The sequence below is a fragment of the Rhodovulum sp. ES.010 genome, from assembly GCF_900142935.1.
In the GTDB taxonomy this organism is placed as follows: Bacteria; Pseudomonadota; Alphaproteobacteria; order Rhodobacterales; family Rhodobacteraceae; genus Rhodovulum.
Map to the genome: position 1 here is coordinate 2,110,277 of NZ_FSRS01000001.1, position 15,006 is coordinate 2,125,282.

Below are 15,006 nucleotides of genomic sequence, written 5' to 3' on the forward strand. Positions count from 1 at the left end.
CGCCCCCGGGCCGGCGCGCGGCTGGCGCCGCGCTTGTCCGGGGTTGGGGGTGGCGCGGCCCGGGGCCGCGCGGGGGCTCTGCCCCGTCGCCCGGGACCCGGGCGACTCCCCCGGAGTATTGCCGCCAAGAAGACGCGGGGCGGTCAGTCGCCGAGCTTGGCGTGGACCTCGTCGAGGTCGACCTCGCCCTTGGGCCGGCGGTTGGCCGGGTTCTCGAAATCGTAGCGGAATAGTTCGAAGTCGCGCTTGTAGATCTCGTAGACGAGATGCATCGAGAGGTCGTCGAAATAGGCCTCGACCGGGTGGGCGCGTTTCGGGCCGTGGCCTTCGGATTCGTTGAAGCGGGGAATCGCCGCGAGGTCGACCGGGTGCGGGATCTCGACCGCGTCGAGCACCGCCCGCATGCCGTCGTCGAACGCCTCGGTGAAGAAGATACGGTCGTAGCGGCCACCGCCCGCGATGAAGGTGGAGATGTGCCCCGACATCGCCGACCAGTGGATGTCGGGGTCCATCGGGCGGCGCCAGCGAATCGTGTCGCGGGCGAACAGCAGGAACCGGCGAAAGCTGGCGATCTGGTCGAAGTCGTCCCTGCCGTCCGGGCCCCCGACCTCGATCCCGTATTTCTGGATCAGCATCGGCACCAGCTTGCCGCGGTAGCGGTTGCCGTTGCGCTGGATCCCGCAGATCTTGTCGAAGAACGAGGACAGGATCCGGGAATAGGGGTTGCGGACGCAGGTGAAGGCATAAGCGCCGTGACCGCGGACCACGCGTTCGATGGGGGCGTGGCTGTCCTCCTGCGCCCATTTGTGAAGGCCGGTCGTCGCATCGTGGATGTCGCCGTCGAAGAATTCCCCGTGATCGGAGAAATACATGATCTGGCCGATGGTCGAGCAGGCGCATTTCGGGACGACGCGATAGACCAGGCTCTCGCTCGTCGTCATCCAGGTTCCGGGGAAGCCCATGCCCGCCTCCAAATGCCCGGCGGGTCTTCGCGCCGCCTGGGGCAACTACTAGAAGGCAAAGTTTTAACATTCTTTCAACGACACCGGCCCATGGTCGCCGCAAGCAGTCGACACGAGGGACCGAGCCGGGGCCGATGGCCAAGATCGCTTACATCCTGTTGTGCCACAAGGCGCCCGAGGAGGTCATCCGCCAGGCCGCGCAACTGACCGCGGCCGGCGATCTGGTCGCGATCCATTTCGACGCGCGTGCGCCGCGGGCGGCGTATGACCGCGTCCGCGCGGCGCTCGCCGGGAACCCGTCCGTCGCCTTTGCGCAGCGGCGGGTGAGATGCGGCTGGGGCGAGTGGTCGCTGGTCGCCGCCACGCTGGCGGCGCTGCGGGCGGCCGAGGCGGCGTTCCCGGACGCGACGCATTTCTACATGCTCTCGGGCGATTGCCGGGCGATCAAGTCGGCCGAATACGTCCATGCCTTCCTCGATGCGGAGGACGCCGACTACATCGAGAGCTTCGACTTCTTCGCGTCCGACTGGATCAAGACCGGGCTCAAGGCCGAGCGGCTGACCTATCGCCACCTCTTCAACGAGCGCCGGCGCAAGCGGCTGTTCTATGGCGCGCTCGCGCTGCAGCGGCGGCTGGGGCTGGACCGCGCGATCCCCGCCGATCTGCAGGTGATGATCGGCAGCCAGTGGTGGTGCCTGAGGCGCCGCACCGTCGAGGCGGTGCTGGACTTCATCCGCGCGCGGCCCGACGTGGTGCGGTTCTTTCGCACGACATGGATTCCCGACGAGACCTTCTTCCAGACCCTCGTCCGGCACCTGGTGCCCGAGGACGAGATCACGAACCGCACGCCGACATTCCTGATGTTCTCGGATTACGGAATGCCGGTCACCTTCTACAACGACCACTACGATCTGCTCCTGGGGCAGGACTTTCTGTTCGCGCGCAAGATCTCGTCCGAGGCGCACGAGTTGAAACGCCGGCTCGGCGCGCTCTACACCGCGAGCGGGGTCGACTTCCAAATCTCGGACGAGGGACGCAATCTCTACAGCTACCTCACCGGCCGCGGCCGCGTCGGGCGCCGCTTCGCGCCCCGCATCTGGGAGGCGGACTCGACGCTCGGCCCGGGGCGCGAGTTGATGATCGTGACCTGCAAGAAATGGCATGTCGGCAAGCGGCTGCTGGAACGCATCCGGCAGCGGACGAACCTGCCCGCGCTGGATTACCTCTTCAACGAGGAGGACACCGCGCTGCCCGATCTCGGCGGTATCCAGACGACGCTGGAGAAGCGGATGCGCCACCGGCGCGCGCTCTTGCGGATGCTGTTCGACCATTTCGGCACCGACCGGATGATCCTGTGCATCGACCCCGGCAGTTTCGAGTTGATGCAGGACTTCCACGCGGACCCCGCCCGCACGAGACTGCTGGACGTGCAGTGCCGGTTCAGCGACGACTACCTCGCCGGCCATGCCCGGCGCGTGGGGCTGGCGGGGGCACACACCCCGCCCGGCGTGCTGGCGCGCGTCCTGCCCACGATCCGCCATGACATCGCCTTCGAGAGCGACCGGATCCGCGACGCGCGGTTCGGCGATGTCTACCGCATCGAGGAAGGTCGAAGCCCGGAAGACAACGCGCAGCCCCTGTCGGAGTTCCTCTCGATCCCCTACGATCAGGCCCGCGAGATCGCCGCAACCGAATTCCTGTTCGCCGATTGAGGAGGGGCCATGGCCTACGAGTATGACGACCAGAACATCTTCGCGAAGATCCTGCGGGGCGAGATCCCGAACGACACCGTTCTGGAGACCGAGCACACGCTGGCCTTCAACGACATTGCGCCGCAGGCGCCGGTGCACGTGCTGGTCATCCCCAAGGGGCCCTATGTCTGCCACGACCACTTCGCGCTTTCGGCGTCGGAGGCCCAAATCGCCGATTTCACGCAGGCCATCGGCCAGGTCTGCCGCCTGAAGGGCGTGCAGCCGGGCGAGGGCGGGAATGGATTCCGCCTGATCTCGAACGCGGGCGCGGACGGCGTGCAGGAGGTGCCGCACATGCATGTCCATATCCTGGGGGGGCGCGACCTCGGGCGGATGCTGGCGCAGGAATAGGGCGCCACGCCTGCCCTGGCGCGGATAGGAGCCTTGGTCAGCGGAGGCATCACCATCCGGCCGGCCACCGGCGGCGATCTTTCGCAGATCGCGGAGATTCACGCGGCAAGCTGGCAGCGGACCTATCGCGGCGAGTTCTCGGACGCACGGCTGACCGGCGACATCCAAGACGGCCTTGCGCGGACGTGGCGGAAATACACCGCGCGGGAAGGCGATCTGGTGCTCGTCGCGGCGGCGGGGCAAGGGGCCGGCCGGGTGCTGGGCTTCTGCGCGGTCTGGTGTCGGCCCGATGCCTATCTCGACAACCTGCACGTCTTGCCCGGCCAGACCGGGCAGGGCATCGGCCGCCGGCTTGTCGGGCATGCCGCGCGCGAACTGGCGGCGCGCGGGCACCGCGGTCTCACGCTTGCGGTCTTTGCAGGCAACGCCGCGGCGCGCAGGTTCTACGCCGGACTTGGCGGAACGGAGATCGGCCGTTTCGAGCAGGTGGTTTTCGACCAGCGCGTGCCGAGCATACGAATAGCCTGGGACGATCTGGCCGCGCTTGCCCGGACGGCGGGCACGGCCGGGCACCGGGGCTGAAACGCCCTCAGACGGCGCGCCAGCGCCCGGGCGCGAGCCCGTCCAGCGTCCAGTCGCCCACGCGGGCGCGGATCAGCCTGAGCGTCGGATGGCCCACCGCCGCCGTCATCCGGCGCACCTGGCGGTTGCGCCCTTCGGCGATGGTCAGTTCGATCCAGCAATCCGGCACGGACTTGCGGAACCGCACCGGCGGCGTGCGCGGCCAGAGACCGGGCGGGTCGCCCTCCATCCGGCGCACGCGCGCGGGCCGCGTCGGGCCGTCCTTCAGCGCCACGCCCGCGCGCAAGGCGGCAAGCGCGTCGTCCGAGGGCAGCCCCTCCACCTGCACCCAGTAGGTCTTGGCCACCTTGTTGCGGGGGTTGGCGATCCGGGCCTGCAGGCGGCCGTCATCGGTCAGCACCATAAGCCCCTCGCTGTCGCGGTCGAGCCGCCCGGCGGGATAGACGCGCGGCACGTCGATGAATTCGGCCAGCGTGCGGCGATCCTCGCGCGGCGGGCCGTCATCGGTGAATTGCGAGAGCACCCCCCAAGGCTTGTTGAACAGAATCACCCGGCTCACGCCGCGCCCTTGCCCCGCGACGAGGTCAGTTCGACGAAGACATCCTCCAGGTCGGGCTCCTCGGTGGCGATGTCGCGGATCACGATGCCGGCGTTCCGCACCGCCTCGATCACCGCGCCGGTCGGGATGTCGCTGCGCCGGTAGGTGAAGCAAAGCGCCCCGTCGCGGCGGTGGCAGGTCTCCACGCCCGCGGGCATCTCGGGCAGGGTCGGCACCGCGTCCTCTGGGTGGATCACCAGCGTCTTGGCGTCCATCCGCCCGACCAGCGCGGCGGTCGAATCCCGCGCGATGAGTTCGCCGTGATTGATGATCGCGATCTCCTCGCACATCTGCTCGGCCTCTTCGAGGTAATGCGTGGTCAGGATGACCGTCGTCCCCTGTTCCTCGTTCAGCCGGCGGATGTTGTTCCACAGCATCTGGCGCAGCTCGATATCGACGCCCGCGGTGGGTTCGTCGAGCACGAGCACCTGCGGGCGGTGCACCAGCGCCTTGCCCAGGAGCAACCGCCGCCGCATGCCCCCCGAAAGGTTGCGCGCGTAGGCCTCGGCCTTGTCCTCCAGCCCGATGGCCCGAAGCACCTTGTCGGTCACGCGCTGGGATTTGGGCACGCCGTAGAGCCCGGCCTGCACCTCAAGCGCGGCGCGCGGCGTGAAGAACGGGTCGATGTTCAACTCCTGCGGCATGACGCCGATGGAGGCGCGCGACTGGCGCGGGTTCACGTCCTGGTCGAAGCCCCAGATGCGGACCTTGCCGCTGGTCTTGACCACCAGCCCGGCGAGGATGTTGATCAGGGTCGACTTTCCCGCGCCGTTCGGCCCCAGGAGCCCGAAGATCGAGCCGGCGGGGATCTCGAGGTCGACATCCTTCAGCGCTTCCTTCGGCGGCTGGTTGCCGCTGGCGGCATAGACCTTGCGCAGCCCCTCGATCTCGATCGCGTTTCCGTCCATCTCGGTTCCTTTCGTCGCCCGCTCAATGCTTGTCGGCGGCGGGCCATTCGCTATCATGCCGGCTCAGGTAAGGCGACCCCGTCGCCCCGGCAATCAGCGGAGCGCAGTCATGGCGGTTGAAGCCCCCGGACAGGAACAGGACACCCCGGCCCCCGAGACCGAGATCGTCAGCCAGTGGCGCGTGGCCTGCGACGGCAGCGGCGAGGCGCTGGGCCACCCGCGCGTGTGGCTGTCGATCTCGCGCGAGCGCGGCTTCGTGGAATGCGGCTATTGCGACAAGAAGTTCATCCACGAGAGCTTCGCCGACAAGCTGACCTAGGCCGGTCGGCCCGTCCCCCTACCCGGCCAGCGGCGCCGAAAGGTCCACCCAGATCGGCCTGTGATCGCTGGGCCGCTCACTGCGCCTGGCGCCGCCGCCCTCGACCTGGGCCTCGAACGGGTCATGGGCGATGCCCGCCCCCGCCACCCGCTCGCGCAGCGCCGGCGAGACCGCGAAATGGTCGAGCAGAAGCGGCCGGTCGGCGACCTCGTCCACGAAATCGTCGAACCGCGCGGTGAACAGGGCGGGCGGCGCGACGCCGGAAATCAGCGGGTGATGAAAGATCAGCTCGGGCGTGAAGGTCGAGCCCAGGACGATGTCGGCCACGTTGTGGGTGAGATACTTGCGCTCGAAGAGATCGCGCCCCGGTCCGTCGTTCCAGTCGCCGGTCACCACGATCCGCGCCTCGGGGTCGTCGGCCACCAGCGTGTCGAGATAGCCGCGCAGCCGGAACCCCTCCGCCGAGATGCGCCGCCGCGCCTGCAGCGCCTCGACGACGAATTCCTGCCGCCGCGCCGGGTCGCGCCACTTGGCGGCGCCGCCATGAACGTATTTCGACTTGGTGTGCAGGATCACAACCCGGACCGGCGGGGTGCCGATCGGGTCGACATCGACGACCAGCGGCAGCCGGGTGAAGTCGTAGCCCTCCAGCATCATGTCGCCGTTGACATCGGCGTCCCAAAGCTCCCGCAGGGCCTCGGTCGCGGGATCGGTCGCGCGCTCCATCGCCGCCACCTTCCCGTCCTTGCGACGCAGCGCGTAGAGTTTCTGGGCACCCCCGTCCAGGCCCATGATCGCCTCGTAACGCGGCCCGGCGCAATCGGACAGGAACTCGCCAAGGAACAGCGCCATCTCGGGCTCGGCGCTCGGCCCTTCCTGGATGCACAGCAGGTCCGGCTCCAGCGCGTCGATCACCGCCGCGGCGCGGCCCGCACAGGTCCGCGCCTCGTCGGCCGTCAGGCGGCCCGAGCCCCAGGACGGCGACTGGTTGCCCGAGAACCAGTTGTTCATCCATTCGATGTTCCAGTTGACGATCTTCATGGACGCGCTCCCGAGTGACGCGACCAGCTTAGCCCGGTTTCGACACGGCGCAATGACGTCCGTGACTCAGCCCCCGCCGCGGCGGGCGGCCCCGACATCGGGGGCGGTGGCGGTATCCGCCGGAAGGCCCGCGGCGCGCAGCATGTCGAGGTGCTGCGCCCGCGGCGCGGCCAGCGTCACCGCCATGCCGCCCTCGCGCGCCTTGCGGATGAAGCCGGCCAGGCTGTGCGCCCCGGTCATGTCCAGAAGCGGCACGTCGGCCAGGTCGAGGATCAGGTGGCGCGGCCGCGCGGCGATGCGGTCAAGCACGCTTTCGATCACCGGGGCCGACCCGAAGAAATAGGCGCCCGTCAGGCGCAGCACCACGGTTTCGCGGCTGTCGCCCCGGTCCTCGGGCCGGGCGTCGGTGTCGGTCTCGTCCAGCATCGCGTCGACACCGCTGATCTGCGCCATCCGGTGCAGGAACACCAGCGCGCCGAGCGCGAGCCCCAGGATGATGGCCTCGGTCAGGTCGCGCAGCACGGTGGTGATCAGCGTGGCCAGCAGAACCACGAGTTCCGCGCGTGCGCTGCGGGCGAGCGCCAGGATCGCCTTGAGGTCGATCATGTGCAGCGCGACCGAGACCAGAACGCCCGCCAGCGCGGCCAGCGGAATGGCGCTGGCCAGCGGCGCGAGCAGCAGCACGAAGGCGAGCAGGGTCAGCGCGTGGATCATGCCCGCGAAGGGTCCATGCGCCCCGGCGCGCACGTTGGTGGCGGTACGGGCGATGGTGCCGGTGACGCAGAAGCCGCCGAAACAGGCGGAGCCCATGTTGGCGATCCCCTGCCCGATCAATTCGGCGTTGGACCGGTGCCGCCGCCCGGTCATCGAGTCGGCGACGACCGCCGACAGCAACGATTCGATGGCCCCGAGAAGGGTGAAGGCCAGCGCGTCGGGCAGCACCGCGCGCACCTTCGCGAGCGAGATATCGGGCAGCGCGGGCGCCGGCAGCCCGGCGGCGATGCCGCCATAGGCGCTGCCGATCGTGGGCACCGGCAGCTTCAGGAGCCAGACGGTCAGGCCCGCCAGCGCGATCGCCAGCAGCATGCCCGGAACACGCGGCGCCCAGCGGCGCTGGAGCAGGATGAACCCGAAGGTTCCAAGGCCCAGGACGAGGTCGAGGGGACTGACTGTCGGCAGCGCGGCCCAGAGAACCGGGAGTTTCTCGAGAAACGGCCCCGGCTCGGGCCCGTCCAGCGTGAGCCCGAGGAAGGGCTTGAGCTGGCTCACGAGGATGATGATCCCGATCCCGGCGGTGAAGCCGACCGTGACGGGATAGGGAATGAACTTCACGAATCCGCCCAGCCGCAGCGCCCCGGCGGCCGCGAGGAACAGCCCCGAAAGGAAGGTCGCCAGCATCAACCCGTCGAGCCCGTGGCGCTGGACCGTGGCGGCCACCAGCACGATGAACGCCCCGGCCGGGCCGCCGATCTGGAACCGGCTGCCGCCGAGCAGCGAGACGAGAAAACCGCCGACGATCGCGGTGACCAGCCCCCGGTCGGGCGGCACCCCCGAGGCGATGGCGATGGCCAGCGACAGCGGCAGCGCGACGACCGCGACGGTCAGCCCGGCGACGAGATCTGCCTTGAATTTGCGCGGGCCGTAGCCCTCCGAGAGGACGGACAGGATCTTGGGCGTGAACTGCAGGTGCAGCGGCACGGGCTTGTGCATCATGTGCCTCGGAGGTTGAGGACGGAGGGACTCTGGGAGTGCCCCGCGCATACACGCAAGCGCACGCCATGTCCCTGCCGCATCCTGTCACCCCCGCCACGGGCGCGGACACGGAGCGCGCGCCCGGCCTCCCGGGCCGGACGGTTGCCGGTGTCAGCCCCGCTCCTTGCCCACGTTCTCGGCGAAGGCGGTCTCGAAGGCGGCCTTCTGCTCGGGACTCGCCTCGGTCTGGTGCGCGGCCTTCCAGTCGTCATAGGGCATGCCGTAGAACGCCTCGCGCGCCTCTTCCTTGGACATCTCGATGCCGCGCTCGCCGGCGGCCTCCTGCATCCAGCGGCTCAGGCAGTTCCGACAGAACCCAGCGAGGTTCATCATGTCGATGTTCTGAACCTCCGGGCGGTCCTGCATCAGGTGCTGGCGCAACCTGCGGAACGCGGCGGCCTCGATCTCGGTGCGGGTCGCGTCGTCCATCTCGTCTCCTCCCTGTCAGAGCCCGGTTTCGGCCAGCACCTCCCGAAGGATCGGCGCCAGCCGGTCGGCCCAGGCGATCTGGTCCTCTTCGCTCGCGATCACGTCGTTACGTAGCTCGATCAGCACGTTCGGCAGCCCGTTGGCGATGGCGTGACGGTCCACCGCGTCGCCGGGCAGGTGGCCGCCATAGGGCTCGTTCTCGCCCACGCACAGGTCGGGCTCGCGCCGCAGACGCGCCAGCAGCGGGCGGGCGAAACGGTCGTCGGCGCCGTGCAGCACGCCGATCTGCCAGGGGCGGTCGCCGCGCCCGTTGAGCCGCGGCGTGAAGCTGTGGATCGACACGAAGACGGTATCGGCACGCCGTTTGGCCAACCGGTCAAGCTCGGCGTCGTAGGGCCGCCAGAAGGCGTCGAGCCGCCGCTCGATCTCGGCGGCGCCCACGGCGCGATTGGCCGGGATCACGCTGCCGTCGTAGAGCCGCATCACCAGCGTCGGGTCGTCCTCGCCCCGGTTCGGGTCGATCACCAGCCGCGAGAAGCGGGTCATGGTCAGCGGCGCGTCCAGCCGTTCGGCCAGCCGCCGCGCCACGCCGGCCGCGCCCGGGTCCCAGGCGATGTGCCGCGCCATGTCCTCGGCCGGCAGGCCGAGATCGCCGCCGTTCACCGACGCCGGAACGATGTTGGTGGCATGGTCGCAGGTGACGAGCCAGCGCGAGCCACGCCCCGCCTCGATCGTCTCGAACGGCCGATAGGTTATGTCTGTGTCATCTTTCACGGTCACATCCCTATAGGGCAGACGCGCGCCTAGCGCCAGTTGTCATCCCGCCGGGTTTCGTCCTAGAGAGAAGGCGGCCGGAGCCGCCGGGGGCAATCCGCGCCTGAACAACAGATGGGGCAGGATGAGACGCCTTCGCAACCTCAAGATCGTGGCCACGCTGGGGCCGTCCTCGAACGACTACGAAATGATCCGCGACCTGTTCGAGGCCGGCGCGGACGTGTTCCGCCTCAACATGAGCCACGGCACGCATGAGGAAATCGCCGCGCGCCACGCGATCATCCGCCAGATCGAGCAGGATACCGGCCGGCCCATCGCGATCCTCGCGGACCTGCAAGGCCCCAAGCTGAGGGTCGGAACCTTCGCCAACGGCGCGGCCGAGCTCGAGGAAGGACAGGCGTTCCGCCTCGACCTCGACGAGGCGCCGGGCGACGGGCACCGGGTGCAACTGCCGCACAAGGAAATCTTCGCCGCGCTCGAACCCGGTGCGACGCTTCTTGTCAATGACGGGAAGATTCGGCTGGAGGTGCGCAACTGCGGGCCGGACTTCGCCGAGTGCGAGGTGGCGGTCGGCGGCACGATCTCGAACCGCAAGGGCGTGAACGTCCCCGACGTCGTTCTGCCCGTCGCGGCGTTGTCCGACAAGGACCGGCGCGACCTGGATTTCGTGCTGGATCTCGGCATCGACTGGCTGGCGCTGAGTTTCGTGCAGCGCCCCGAGGACGTGACCGAGGCCCGGTCCCTGGTGGGCGACCGGGCGGCGCTGCTGTCGAAGATCGAAAAGCCCGCGGCGGTGCATTGCTTCGACGAAATCCTCGCGGTGTCGGACGGAATCATGGTGGCCCGCGGCGACCTGGGCGTGGAAATCCCCGTCCAGAACGTCCCCCCGATCCAGAAACGCCTGGTGCGTGCCTGCCGCGCCGCGGCCAAGCCGGTGATCGTCGCCACCCAGATGCTGGAAAGCATGATCGAGAGCCCGATGCCCACCCGCGCCGAAGTCTCGGACGTGGCCAACGCGATCTACGAGGGCGCCGACGCGGTGATGCTGTCGGCCGAATCCGCGGCCGGGCAATACCCGATCGAGGCGGTCTCGACAATGGACAACGTCGCGATCGAGGTCGAGAACGACCCGGTCTATCGCGAGATCATCGAGGCGAGCCGGCAGGCCCGGCGCACCACGGTGGCCGACGGCGTGGTCTCGGCCGCGCGCGAGATCGCCGAGACGACCGACATCAAGGCGATCTGCTGCTTCACCGAATCCGGGACCACCGCGCTCAAGACCGCGCGCGAACGCCCGCGCGTGCCGATCATCGCCCTGACCCCCACCGCCGCGACCGCGCGGCGGCTGTGCCTGTCCTGGGGCATCAACTGTTATTTCAACGACAAGGTCGAACGGTTCAAGATGGCGGTGGTCAGCGCCGCCCGCGCCACGCGCGAGGGCGGCTATGGCGACGGCGAGGACCAGATCATCGTCGTCGCGGGCCTGCCGTTCAACATGCCCGGCTCCACCAACATCCTGCGCGTCGCCCCCTGCGAAGAGAGACTGATTTTTAACGTCGAGCCCGAATAATCGATTCGTCGTCAACCGTTCGGGAGTCGGACATGCAGGCCGATCTCTTCCTGGTCATCGGCTGTGTCGTGGGCATTCTGGCCGTGCCCGCGCTGCTTTCGGCCTTTACCCATGGCCATGCCCCGCGCGCCGCGGCGATCATGGTGCTGATCTCCGGCGGGCTGATCGCGCTTGCCGTCCACCAGAACCCGCAAGGCTACCGGGTGGAGGACGTGCCGCGCGTCTTTGCCGGCGTCGTGAACCGCTATCTCCCCTAGGGCCGGCCGGGGCGCCCGCGGGCACCGGCGGATTCCCCCTTGCCAGCCCTCCCCGTCCCCCTTATACGAGCGCCTTCTACCCGCGCGGCCGGCCCGTGAGGCATGCCGAGCCGTGCGTCAACCGCCCGAGAAGGAGACGGAAATGCCCAAGATGAAGACCAAGTCGAGCGCCAAGAAGCGCTTCAAGGTGACGGCCACCGGCAAGGTGCTGGCCGGCCAGGCCGGCAAGCGGCACGGCATGATCAAGCGGACCAACAAGTTCATCCGCGACGCCCGGGGCATGTCGACGCTGTCGGACCCGGACCAGAAACTCGCCAAGCGCTACATGCCCTACGACCGCTGAGGAGGCCTGACCCATGTCCCGAGTGAAAGGTGGCACCACCACCCATGCCCGCCACAAGAAGGTGATCAAGGCCGCCAAGGGCTATTACGGTCGGCGCAAGAACGCCTTCAAGACCGCGACCCAGGCCGTCGACAAGGCCAACCAGTACGCGACCCGCGACCGCAAGCAGCGCAAGCGCAATTTCCGCGCGCTGTGGATCCAGCGGATCAACGCCGCCGTGCGCAGCCATGACGAGGCGCTGACCTATTCGCGCTTCATCAACGGGCTGAACAGCGCCGGGATCGAGGTGGACCGCAAGGTGCTGGCCGATCTCGCCGTGAACGAGCCCGAGGCATTCGGCGCGATCGTCGAGAAGGCCAAGGCCGCGCTGGCCTGAGCCTCGCGCATCGCCATTCAGGCCCCGTCCGGTCGCCCGGGCGGGGCCTTTGCGTGACCGGTCAGGGCGCGCGCGACGCCGCTATGCCGTTGGCGGCACGCGCCAGCCGGGCCTCGCCGCTCTCGTCACCGAAGCACATGTCGAAATCGGCGCACGCGCTGCAGGACGGCGCGGCGCAGAGGACAAAGCCCTCCGACTCGCAGATCAGGCGGTAGAAGAACCGCTTCCACTTCATGTTGCCGGTGTTCCTGCGCGCCAGCGGCGCGAAATGACGCTCGAGCAGGGTGCACAATTCGCCCCGGTCGCGCAGGCCGAGATCCTGCCACAGGTGGTCGGGTTCCATCGCGCGGCGGGCGATCATCGCGGCCAGGGGACGTTCCAGCGCGCGGGCGCCGGTGGCGTGCGCCAGCAGAAGGTCGCGGACCGAACTCTGCTCGATCTCCGGCGCGGGCGGGTCCGCCTCGGCCAGCGCCGCCAGCCCCGCGCGGCAGGCCGGGAACAGCTCCCCCCCCAGCGTCAGCAGCGCGGCCCGGTCCAGCCCCGCCTGGGCGGGCACCGTGCCGCCCCGCCCGCTCTCGGCAATGGCGAGCGCGAGGATCGAGGCAACGACGTGCAGGTCGAACGGGTCGGCCCGCGGCGCCGCGCCGCCGATCAACCAACGGTAGGCTTCGTTTCCGGTCATCGCGGCTCCTGTCGTGCAAGGGGCGGAGGCGCCCGCGCCACCCGGCAGGGGCCGGCCCGCGCCCCGCGTCCGCCGCTTGCACGTCCATCCTCGCCGCCGGGCGCCCACGGTCAACGCTGCCGCCCCCTGTGCCGCGCGCGCCGCGCCCCGGCGCCCGGTTTTTCGGCAGCCCGCCGCCCGCCTGCTGACGGGACCGGCAGCGCATGGCCCGCCCGCGCGCACATTTGCAATCCCCCGCCCCTGTGCTATCGACGCCGCCGAACGCCAGCGAAGGGGCCCCGGGATGGACGATCTGAGGCAGAAATATCTCGATGCGATTGCGGGGGCCGGCGACGAGGCCGCGCTGGAAGAGTTGCGCCTGCAGGCCGTCGGCAAGAAGGGCGAGATCAGCCTGAAAATGCGCGAACTGGGCAAGATGACGCCCGATGAACGCCAGATCATGGGCCCGAAGCTGAACGCGCTCAAGGACGAGATCAACGCGGCGCTGGCCGCCCGCAAGGCCGCGCTGGCCGATGCCGCGCTGGAGGAACGCCTGCGGGGCGAATGGCTGGACGTCACCCTGCCCGGCCGGCCCCGGCCGCGGGGCACCGTGCATCCCGTAAGCCAAGTGACCGAAGAGATCACCGCGATCTTCGCCGATATGGGCTTTGCCGTGGCCGAGGGGCCGCAGATCGAAAGCGACTGGTTCAACTTCGACGCGCTGAACATCCCGCCCGAACACCCCGCAAGGCAAGAGCATGACACGTTCTTCATGGCGCGGACCGAGGGCGACGACCGCCCGCCGCATGTGCTGCGCACCCACACCTCGCCGGTGCAGATCCGCGCGATGCAGGCGCAGGGCGCGCCGATCCGGGTAATCGCGCCGGGCCGGGTCTATCGCTGCGACTACGACCAGACCCACACGCCGATGTTCCACCAGGTCGAGGGGCTGGCGATCGACCGCGACATTTCCATGGCCAACCTGAAATGGGTGCTGGAGGAGTTCTGCCGCGCCTTCTTCGAGGTGGAGGGGGTGGAACTGCGCTTCCGCGCCTCGCATTTCCCGTTCACGGAACCCTCGGCCGAGGTCGACATCCGCTGTTCCTGGGAGGGCGGCGCGCTGAAGATCGGCGAGGGCGACGACTGGATGGAAATCCTCGGCTCCGGCATGGTGCATCCCAAGGTGTTGCGGGCCGGGGGCATCGACCCCGACGAATGGCAGGGCTTTGCCTTCGGCATGGGCATCGACCGGCTGGCGATGCTGAAATACGGGATCCCGGACTTGCGGGCGTTTTTTGACTCCGACCTGCGGTGGCTCAGGCATTACGGGTTCAGCGCGCTTGATAGGCCGACCCTGCATGGGGGGTTGAGTGGGTAACATTGGTGCATTCCGCGCGACAAGTTCGAGCTGTCTAGCGGATTTGACTTCGTTTGATGCAAAGCACGGAGCCTAGAGTTCCGTCGCTGTTCCTTCGGACTATTCGTTGACGCTCACGCATCGACGATTGATACCAGCAGGGCTCGTGAGTTGCGTGCGGGCCCACTGTCTTCCGCGCGAGGTTTGTTCGATTGACCCAGCCAAAATCCTCGTCCGGTAGATTTTGTCCGATTATCCCCATCTTTCTGAGTTCTTTGATGTCATTTGTGCCCGGGTCAAAATCCGGACCTTCTTTAACACCAAATATCGAAATCAATCGTTTGACCGAATCTAGCATCCACATTGGGCGAGTGTATCACTCGTGAATAGGGAACTGGGAGTACTGCTGCATCATTAGCCCTGCCCGGCCGACAGGCCGGGCAGGGCCCGTCCGGGGCTCCGCCCGTTCGGCAGCGAAACGCGCCACTGGCGCGTTTCCGGGTAGCTGCCTCACCCCGCCCCGCAGGGCGGGCGTTGCCCTCCTTTCACATCCGTGCGGTCTGGCCCTCGCCAAACGAGCCGCCCAACCCACGCTGCACCCCAAGCCGGTCCGAAACATCGCCGCCTCCGTGTCGTTCCCCGGAAGGACCCGTCAGAATGGAGGACTGCGATGAAGATGAAGCTTTTCCAGCACGCCAACCGGATGCGTAACGCCGATACGCGCCGGGTCTACGCGGCCTATGAACTCGCCTACACGCTCGCCGATTTCGCCGCCGCCACCTGTTTCATCGTCGGCTCGGTCCTGTTCTTCTGGGACTGGCTGGAAACCCCGGCGATCTGGTTCTTCGTGCTCGGCTCGGTGATGTTCTTCGTGAAACCCTCGATCCGGCTGGCGCGCGAGATCCGGCTTTGGCGCATGGGCGAGGTCGACCGGCTGGCCCGGCGCGCCGAGGGGGACTAGCGCCCCCTTTCCCC

At 68.5% G+C, this 15,006-nt stretch carries 18 protein-coding genes; 10 read left to right on the forward strand and 8 right to left on the reverse strand.

Going from position 1 to position 15,006, the window contains the following annotated elements:
• Positions 1–143: 143 nt before the first annotated feature.
• On the reverse strand, positions 144–962 hold the full coding sequence (locus BUR28_RS10285; RefSeq protein ID WP_074221600.1) for a sulfotransferase family protein: 819 nt from the start codon (positions 960–962) through the stop codon (positions 144–146).
• 134 nt (positions 963–1,096) lie between these two features.
• On the opposite strand from BUR28_RS10285, the gene BUR28_RS10290 reads away from it, so the two are divergent.
• Genes BUR28_RS10290 through BUR28_RS10300 form a run of 3 tightly spaced genes read left to right on the forward strand, consistent with a single transcriptional unit; the run spans position 1,097 to position 3,646 of the window.
• Entirely contained in the window at positions 1,097–2,674 is a 1,578-nt protein-coding gene (locus tag BUR28_RS10290) for a DUF5928 domain-containing protein (RefSeq protein WP_074220035.1), read from the forward strand.
• A gap of 9 nt (positions 2,675–2,683) precedes the next feature.
• Positions 2,684–3,064: an HIT domain-containing protein gene (locus tag BUR28_RS10295; protein WP_074220036.1), complete on the forward strand. Its 381-nt coding sequence runs from the start codon at positions 2,684–2,686 to the stop codon at positions 3,062–3,064.
• Positions 3,065–3,097: 33 nt separating this feature from the next.
• Positions 3,098–3,646, forward strand: coding sequence for a GNAT family N-acetyltransferase (locus tag BUR28_RS10300; protein ID WP_074220037.1), 549 nt, complete (start codon positions 3,098–3,100; stop codon positions 3,644–3,646).
• 7 nt (positions 3,647–3,653) lie between these two features.
• On the opposite strand, the gene BUR28_RS10305 is transcribed toward BUR28_RS10300, so the two are convergent.
• Entirely contained in the window at positions 3,654–4,205 is a 552-nt protein-coding gene (locus BUR28_RS10305) for a pseudouridine synthase (protein ID WP_074220038.1), read from the reverse strand.
• The gene (locus BUR28_RS10310) at positions 4,202–5,152 is read right to left on the reverse strand and encodes an ABC transporter ATP-binding protein (protein ID WP_074220039.1); all 951 of its coding nucleotides are present in this window, start codon (positions 5,150–5,152) and stop codon (positions 4,202–4,204) included. The genes BUR28_RS10305 and BUR28_RS10310 overlap by 4 nt, the downstream gene beginning before the upstream one ends.
• A 109-nt stretch (positions 5,153–5,261) precedes the next feature.
• Here BUR28_RS10310 and BUR28_RS10315 point away from each other — a divergent pair, with 109 nt between their 5' ends.
• Positions 5,262–5,471, forward strand: a complete 210-nt coding sequence (locus tag BUR28_RS10315) for a zinc-finger domain-containing protein (protein WP_074220040.1) — start codon at positions 5,262–5,264, stop codon at positions 5,469–5,471.
• 18 nt (positions 5,472–5,489) lie between these two features.
• Here the strand turns inward: BUR28_RS10315 and BUR28_RS10320 are convergent, their stop codons facing one another.
• The 4 genes from BUR28_RS10320 to BUR28_RS10335 form a co-directional block, all read right to left on the reverse strand.
• On the reverse strand, positions 5,490–6,512 hold the full coding sequence (locus tag BUR28_RS10320) for an endonuclease/exonuclease/phosphatase family protein (RefSeq protein ID WP_074220041.1): 1,023 nt from the start codon (positions 6,510–6,512) through the stop codon (positions 5,490–5,492).
• Between the two features lie 66 nt (positions 6,513–6,578).
• The gene (locus tag BUR28_RS10325; RefSeq protein WP_083626591.1) at positions 6,579–8,225 is read right to left on the reverse strand and encodes a SulP family inorganic anion transporter; all 1,647 of its coding nucleotides are present in this window, start codon (positions 8,223–8,225) and stop codon (positions 6,579–6,581) included.
• A 150-nt stretch (positions 8,226–8,375) separates the two neighbouring features.
• On the reverse strand, positions 8,376–8,693 hold the full coding sequence (locus tag BUR28_RS10330; protein WP_074220043.1) for a DUF1244 domain-containing protein: 318 nt from the start codon (positions 8,691–8,693) through the stop codon (positions 8,376–8,378).
• Positions 8,694–8,708: 15 nt separating this feature from the next.
• Positions 8,709–9,467: an N-formylglutamate amidohydrolase gene (locus tag BUR28_RS10335; RefSeq protein WP_371441591.1), complete on the reverse strand. Its 759-nt coding sequence runs from the start codon at positions 9,465–9,467 to the stop codon at positions 8,709–8,711.
• Positions 9,468–9,591: 124 nt separating this feature from the next.
• Between BUR28_RS10335 and pyk the strand changes: the two genes are divergently transcribed.
• The 4 genes from pyk to rplT all read left to right on the forward strand — a co-directional run bounded on the left by pyk (position 9,592) and on the right by rplT (position 12,013).
• Entirely contained in the window at positions 9,592–11,037 is a 1,446-nt protein-coding gene (gene pyk / locus BUR28_RS10340) for a pyruvate kinase (RefSeq protein ID WP_074220044.1), read from the forward strand.
• A 32-nt stretch (positions 11,038–11,069) separates the two neighbouring features.
• Positions 11,070–11,294 (forward strand): hypothetical protein, encoded by a 225-nt coding sequence (locus BUR28_RS10345; RefSeq protein WP_074220045.1) that lies wholly within the window; start codon positions 11,070–11,072, stop codon positions 11,292–11,294.
• A gap of 142 nt (positions 11,295–11,436) precedes the next feature.
• Positions 11,437–11,637, forward strand: coding sequence for a 50S ribosomal protein L35 (gene rpmI, locus BUR28_RS10350; protein WP_074220046.1), 201 nt, complete (start codon positions 11,437–11,439; stop codon positions 11,635–11,637).
• 13 nt (positions 11,638–11,650) lie between these two features.
• Positions 11,651–12,013, forward strand: coding sequence for a 50S ribosomal protein L20 (gene rplT, locus BUR28_RS10355; protein WP_074220047.1), 363 nt, complete (start codon positions 11,651–11,653; stop codon positions 12,011–12,013).
• 61 nt (positions 12,014–12,074) lie between these two features.
• Here rplT and BUR28_RS10360 read toward each other — a convergent pair whose 3' ends face one another.
• Positions 12,075–12,695, reverse strand: coding sequence for a nitrogen fixation protein NifQ (locus BUR28_RS10360; RefSeq protein WP_074220048.1), 621 nt, complete (start codon positions 12,693–12,695; stop codon positions 12,075–12,077).
• Between the two features lie 283 nt (positions 12,696–12,978).
• On the opposite strand from BUR28_RS10360, the gene pheS reads away from it, so the two are divergent.
• Both pheS and BUR28_RS10370 read left to right on the forward strand, forming a co-directional pair.
• On the forward strand, positions 12,979–14,052 hold the full coding sequence (gene pheS, locus BUR28_RS10365) for a phenylalanine--tRNA ligase subunit alpha (RefSeq protein WP_074220049.1): 1,074 nt from the start codon (positions 12,979–12,981) through the stop codon (positions 14,050–14,052).
• Positions 14,053–14,701: 649 nt separating this feature from the next.
• Positions 14,702–14,992 (forward strand): YrhK family protein, encoded by a 291-nt coding sequence (locus tag BUR28_RS10370; RefSeq protein ID WP_371441592.1) that lies wholly within the window; start codon positions 14,702–14,704, stop codon positions 14,990–14,992.
• The last annotated feature ends 14 nt before the right edge of the window (positions 14,993–15,006 follow it).

What these genes read in the sequence shown, in the direction of transcription:
- BUR28_RS10285 (WP_074221600.1), bottom strand. Translation starts at nt 962, where the DNA reads ATGGGCTTCCCCGGAACCTGGATGACGACGAGCGAGAGCCTGGTCTAT.
- BUR28_RS10290 (WP_074220035.1), top strand. Translation starts at nt 1,097, where the DNA reads ATGGCCAAGATCGCTTACATCCTGTTGTGCCACAAGGCGCCCGAGGAG.
- BUR28_RS10295 (WP_074220036.1), top strand. Translation starts at nt 2,684, where the DNA reads ATGGCCTACGAGTATGACGACCAGAACATCTTCGCGAAGATCCTGCGG.
- BUR28_RS10310 (WP_074220039.1), bottom strand. Translation starts at nt 5,152, where the DNA reads ATGGACGGAAACGCGATCGAGATCGAGGGGCTGCGCAAGGTCTATGCC.
- BUR28_RS10315 (WP_074220040.1), top strand. Translation starts at nt 5,262, where the DNA reads ATGGCGGTTGAAGCCCCCGGACAGGAACAGGACACCCCGGCCCCCGAG.
- BUR28_RS10320 (WP_074220041.1), bottom strand. Translation starts at nt 6,512, where the DNA reads ATGAAGATCGTCAACTGGAACATCGAATGGATGAACAACTGGTTCTCG.
- BUR28_RS10325 (WP_083626591.1), bottom strand. Translation starts at nt 8,225, where the DNA reads ATGATGCACAAGCCCGTGCCGCTGCACCTGCAGTTCACGCCCAAGATC.
- BUR28_RS10330 (WP_074220043.1), bottom strand. Translation starts at nt 8,693, where the DNA reads ATGGACGACGCGACCCGCACCGAGATCGAGGCCGCCGCGTTCCGCAGG.
- pyk (WP_074220044.1), top strand. Translation starts at nt 9,592, where the DNA reads ATGAGACGCCTTCGCAACCTCAAGATCGTGGCCACGCTGGGGCCGTCC.
- BUR28_RS10345 (WP_074220045.1), top strand. Translation starts at nt 11,070, where the DNA reads ATGCAGGCCGATCTCTTCCTGGTCATCGGCTGTGTCGTGGGCATTCTG.
- rpmI (WP_074220046.1), top strand. Translation starts at nt 11,437, where the DNA reads ATGCCCAAGATGAAGACCAAGTCGAGCGCCAAGAAGCGCTTCAAGGTG.
- rplT (WP_074220047.1), top strand. Translation starts at nt 11,651, where the DNA reads ATGTCCCGAGTGAAAGGTGGCACCACCACCCATGCCCGCCACAAGAAG.
- BUR28_RS10360 (WP_074220048.1), bottom strand. Translation starts at nt 12,695, where the DNA reads ATGACCGGAAACGAAGCCTACCGTTGGTTGATCGGCGGCGCGGCGCCG.
- pheS (WP_074220049.1), top strand. Translation starts at nt 12,979, where the DNA reads ATGGACGATCTGAGGCAGAAATATCTCGATGCGATTGCGGGGGCCGGC.
- BUR28_RS10370 (WP_371441592.1), top strand. Translation starts at nt 14,702, where the DNA reads ATGAAGATGAAGCTTTTCCAGCACGCCAACCGGATGCGTAACGCCGAT.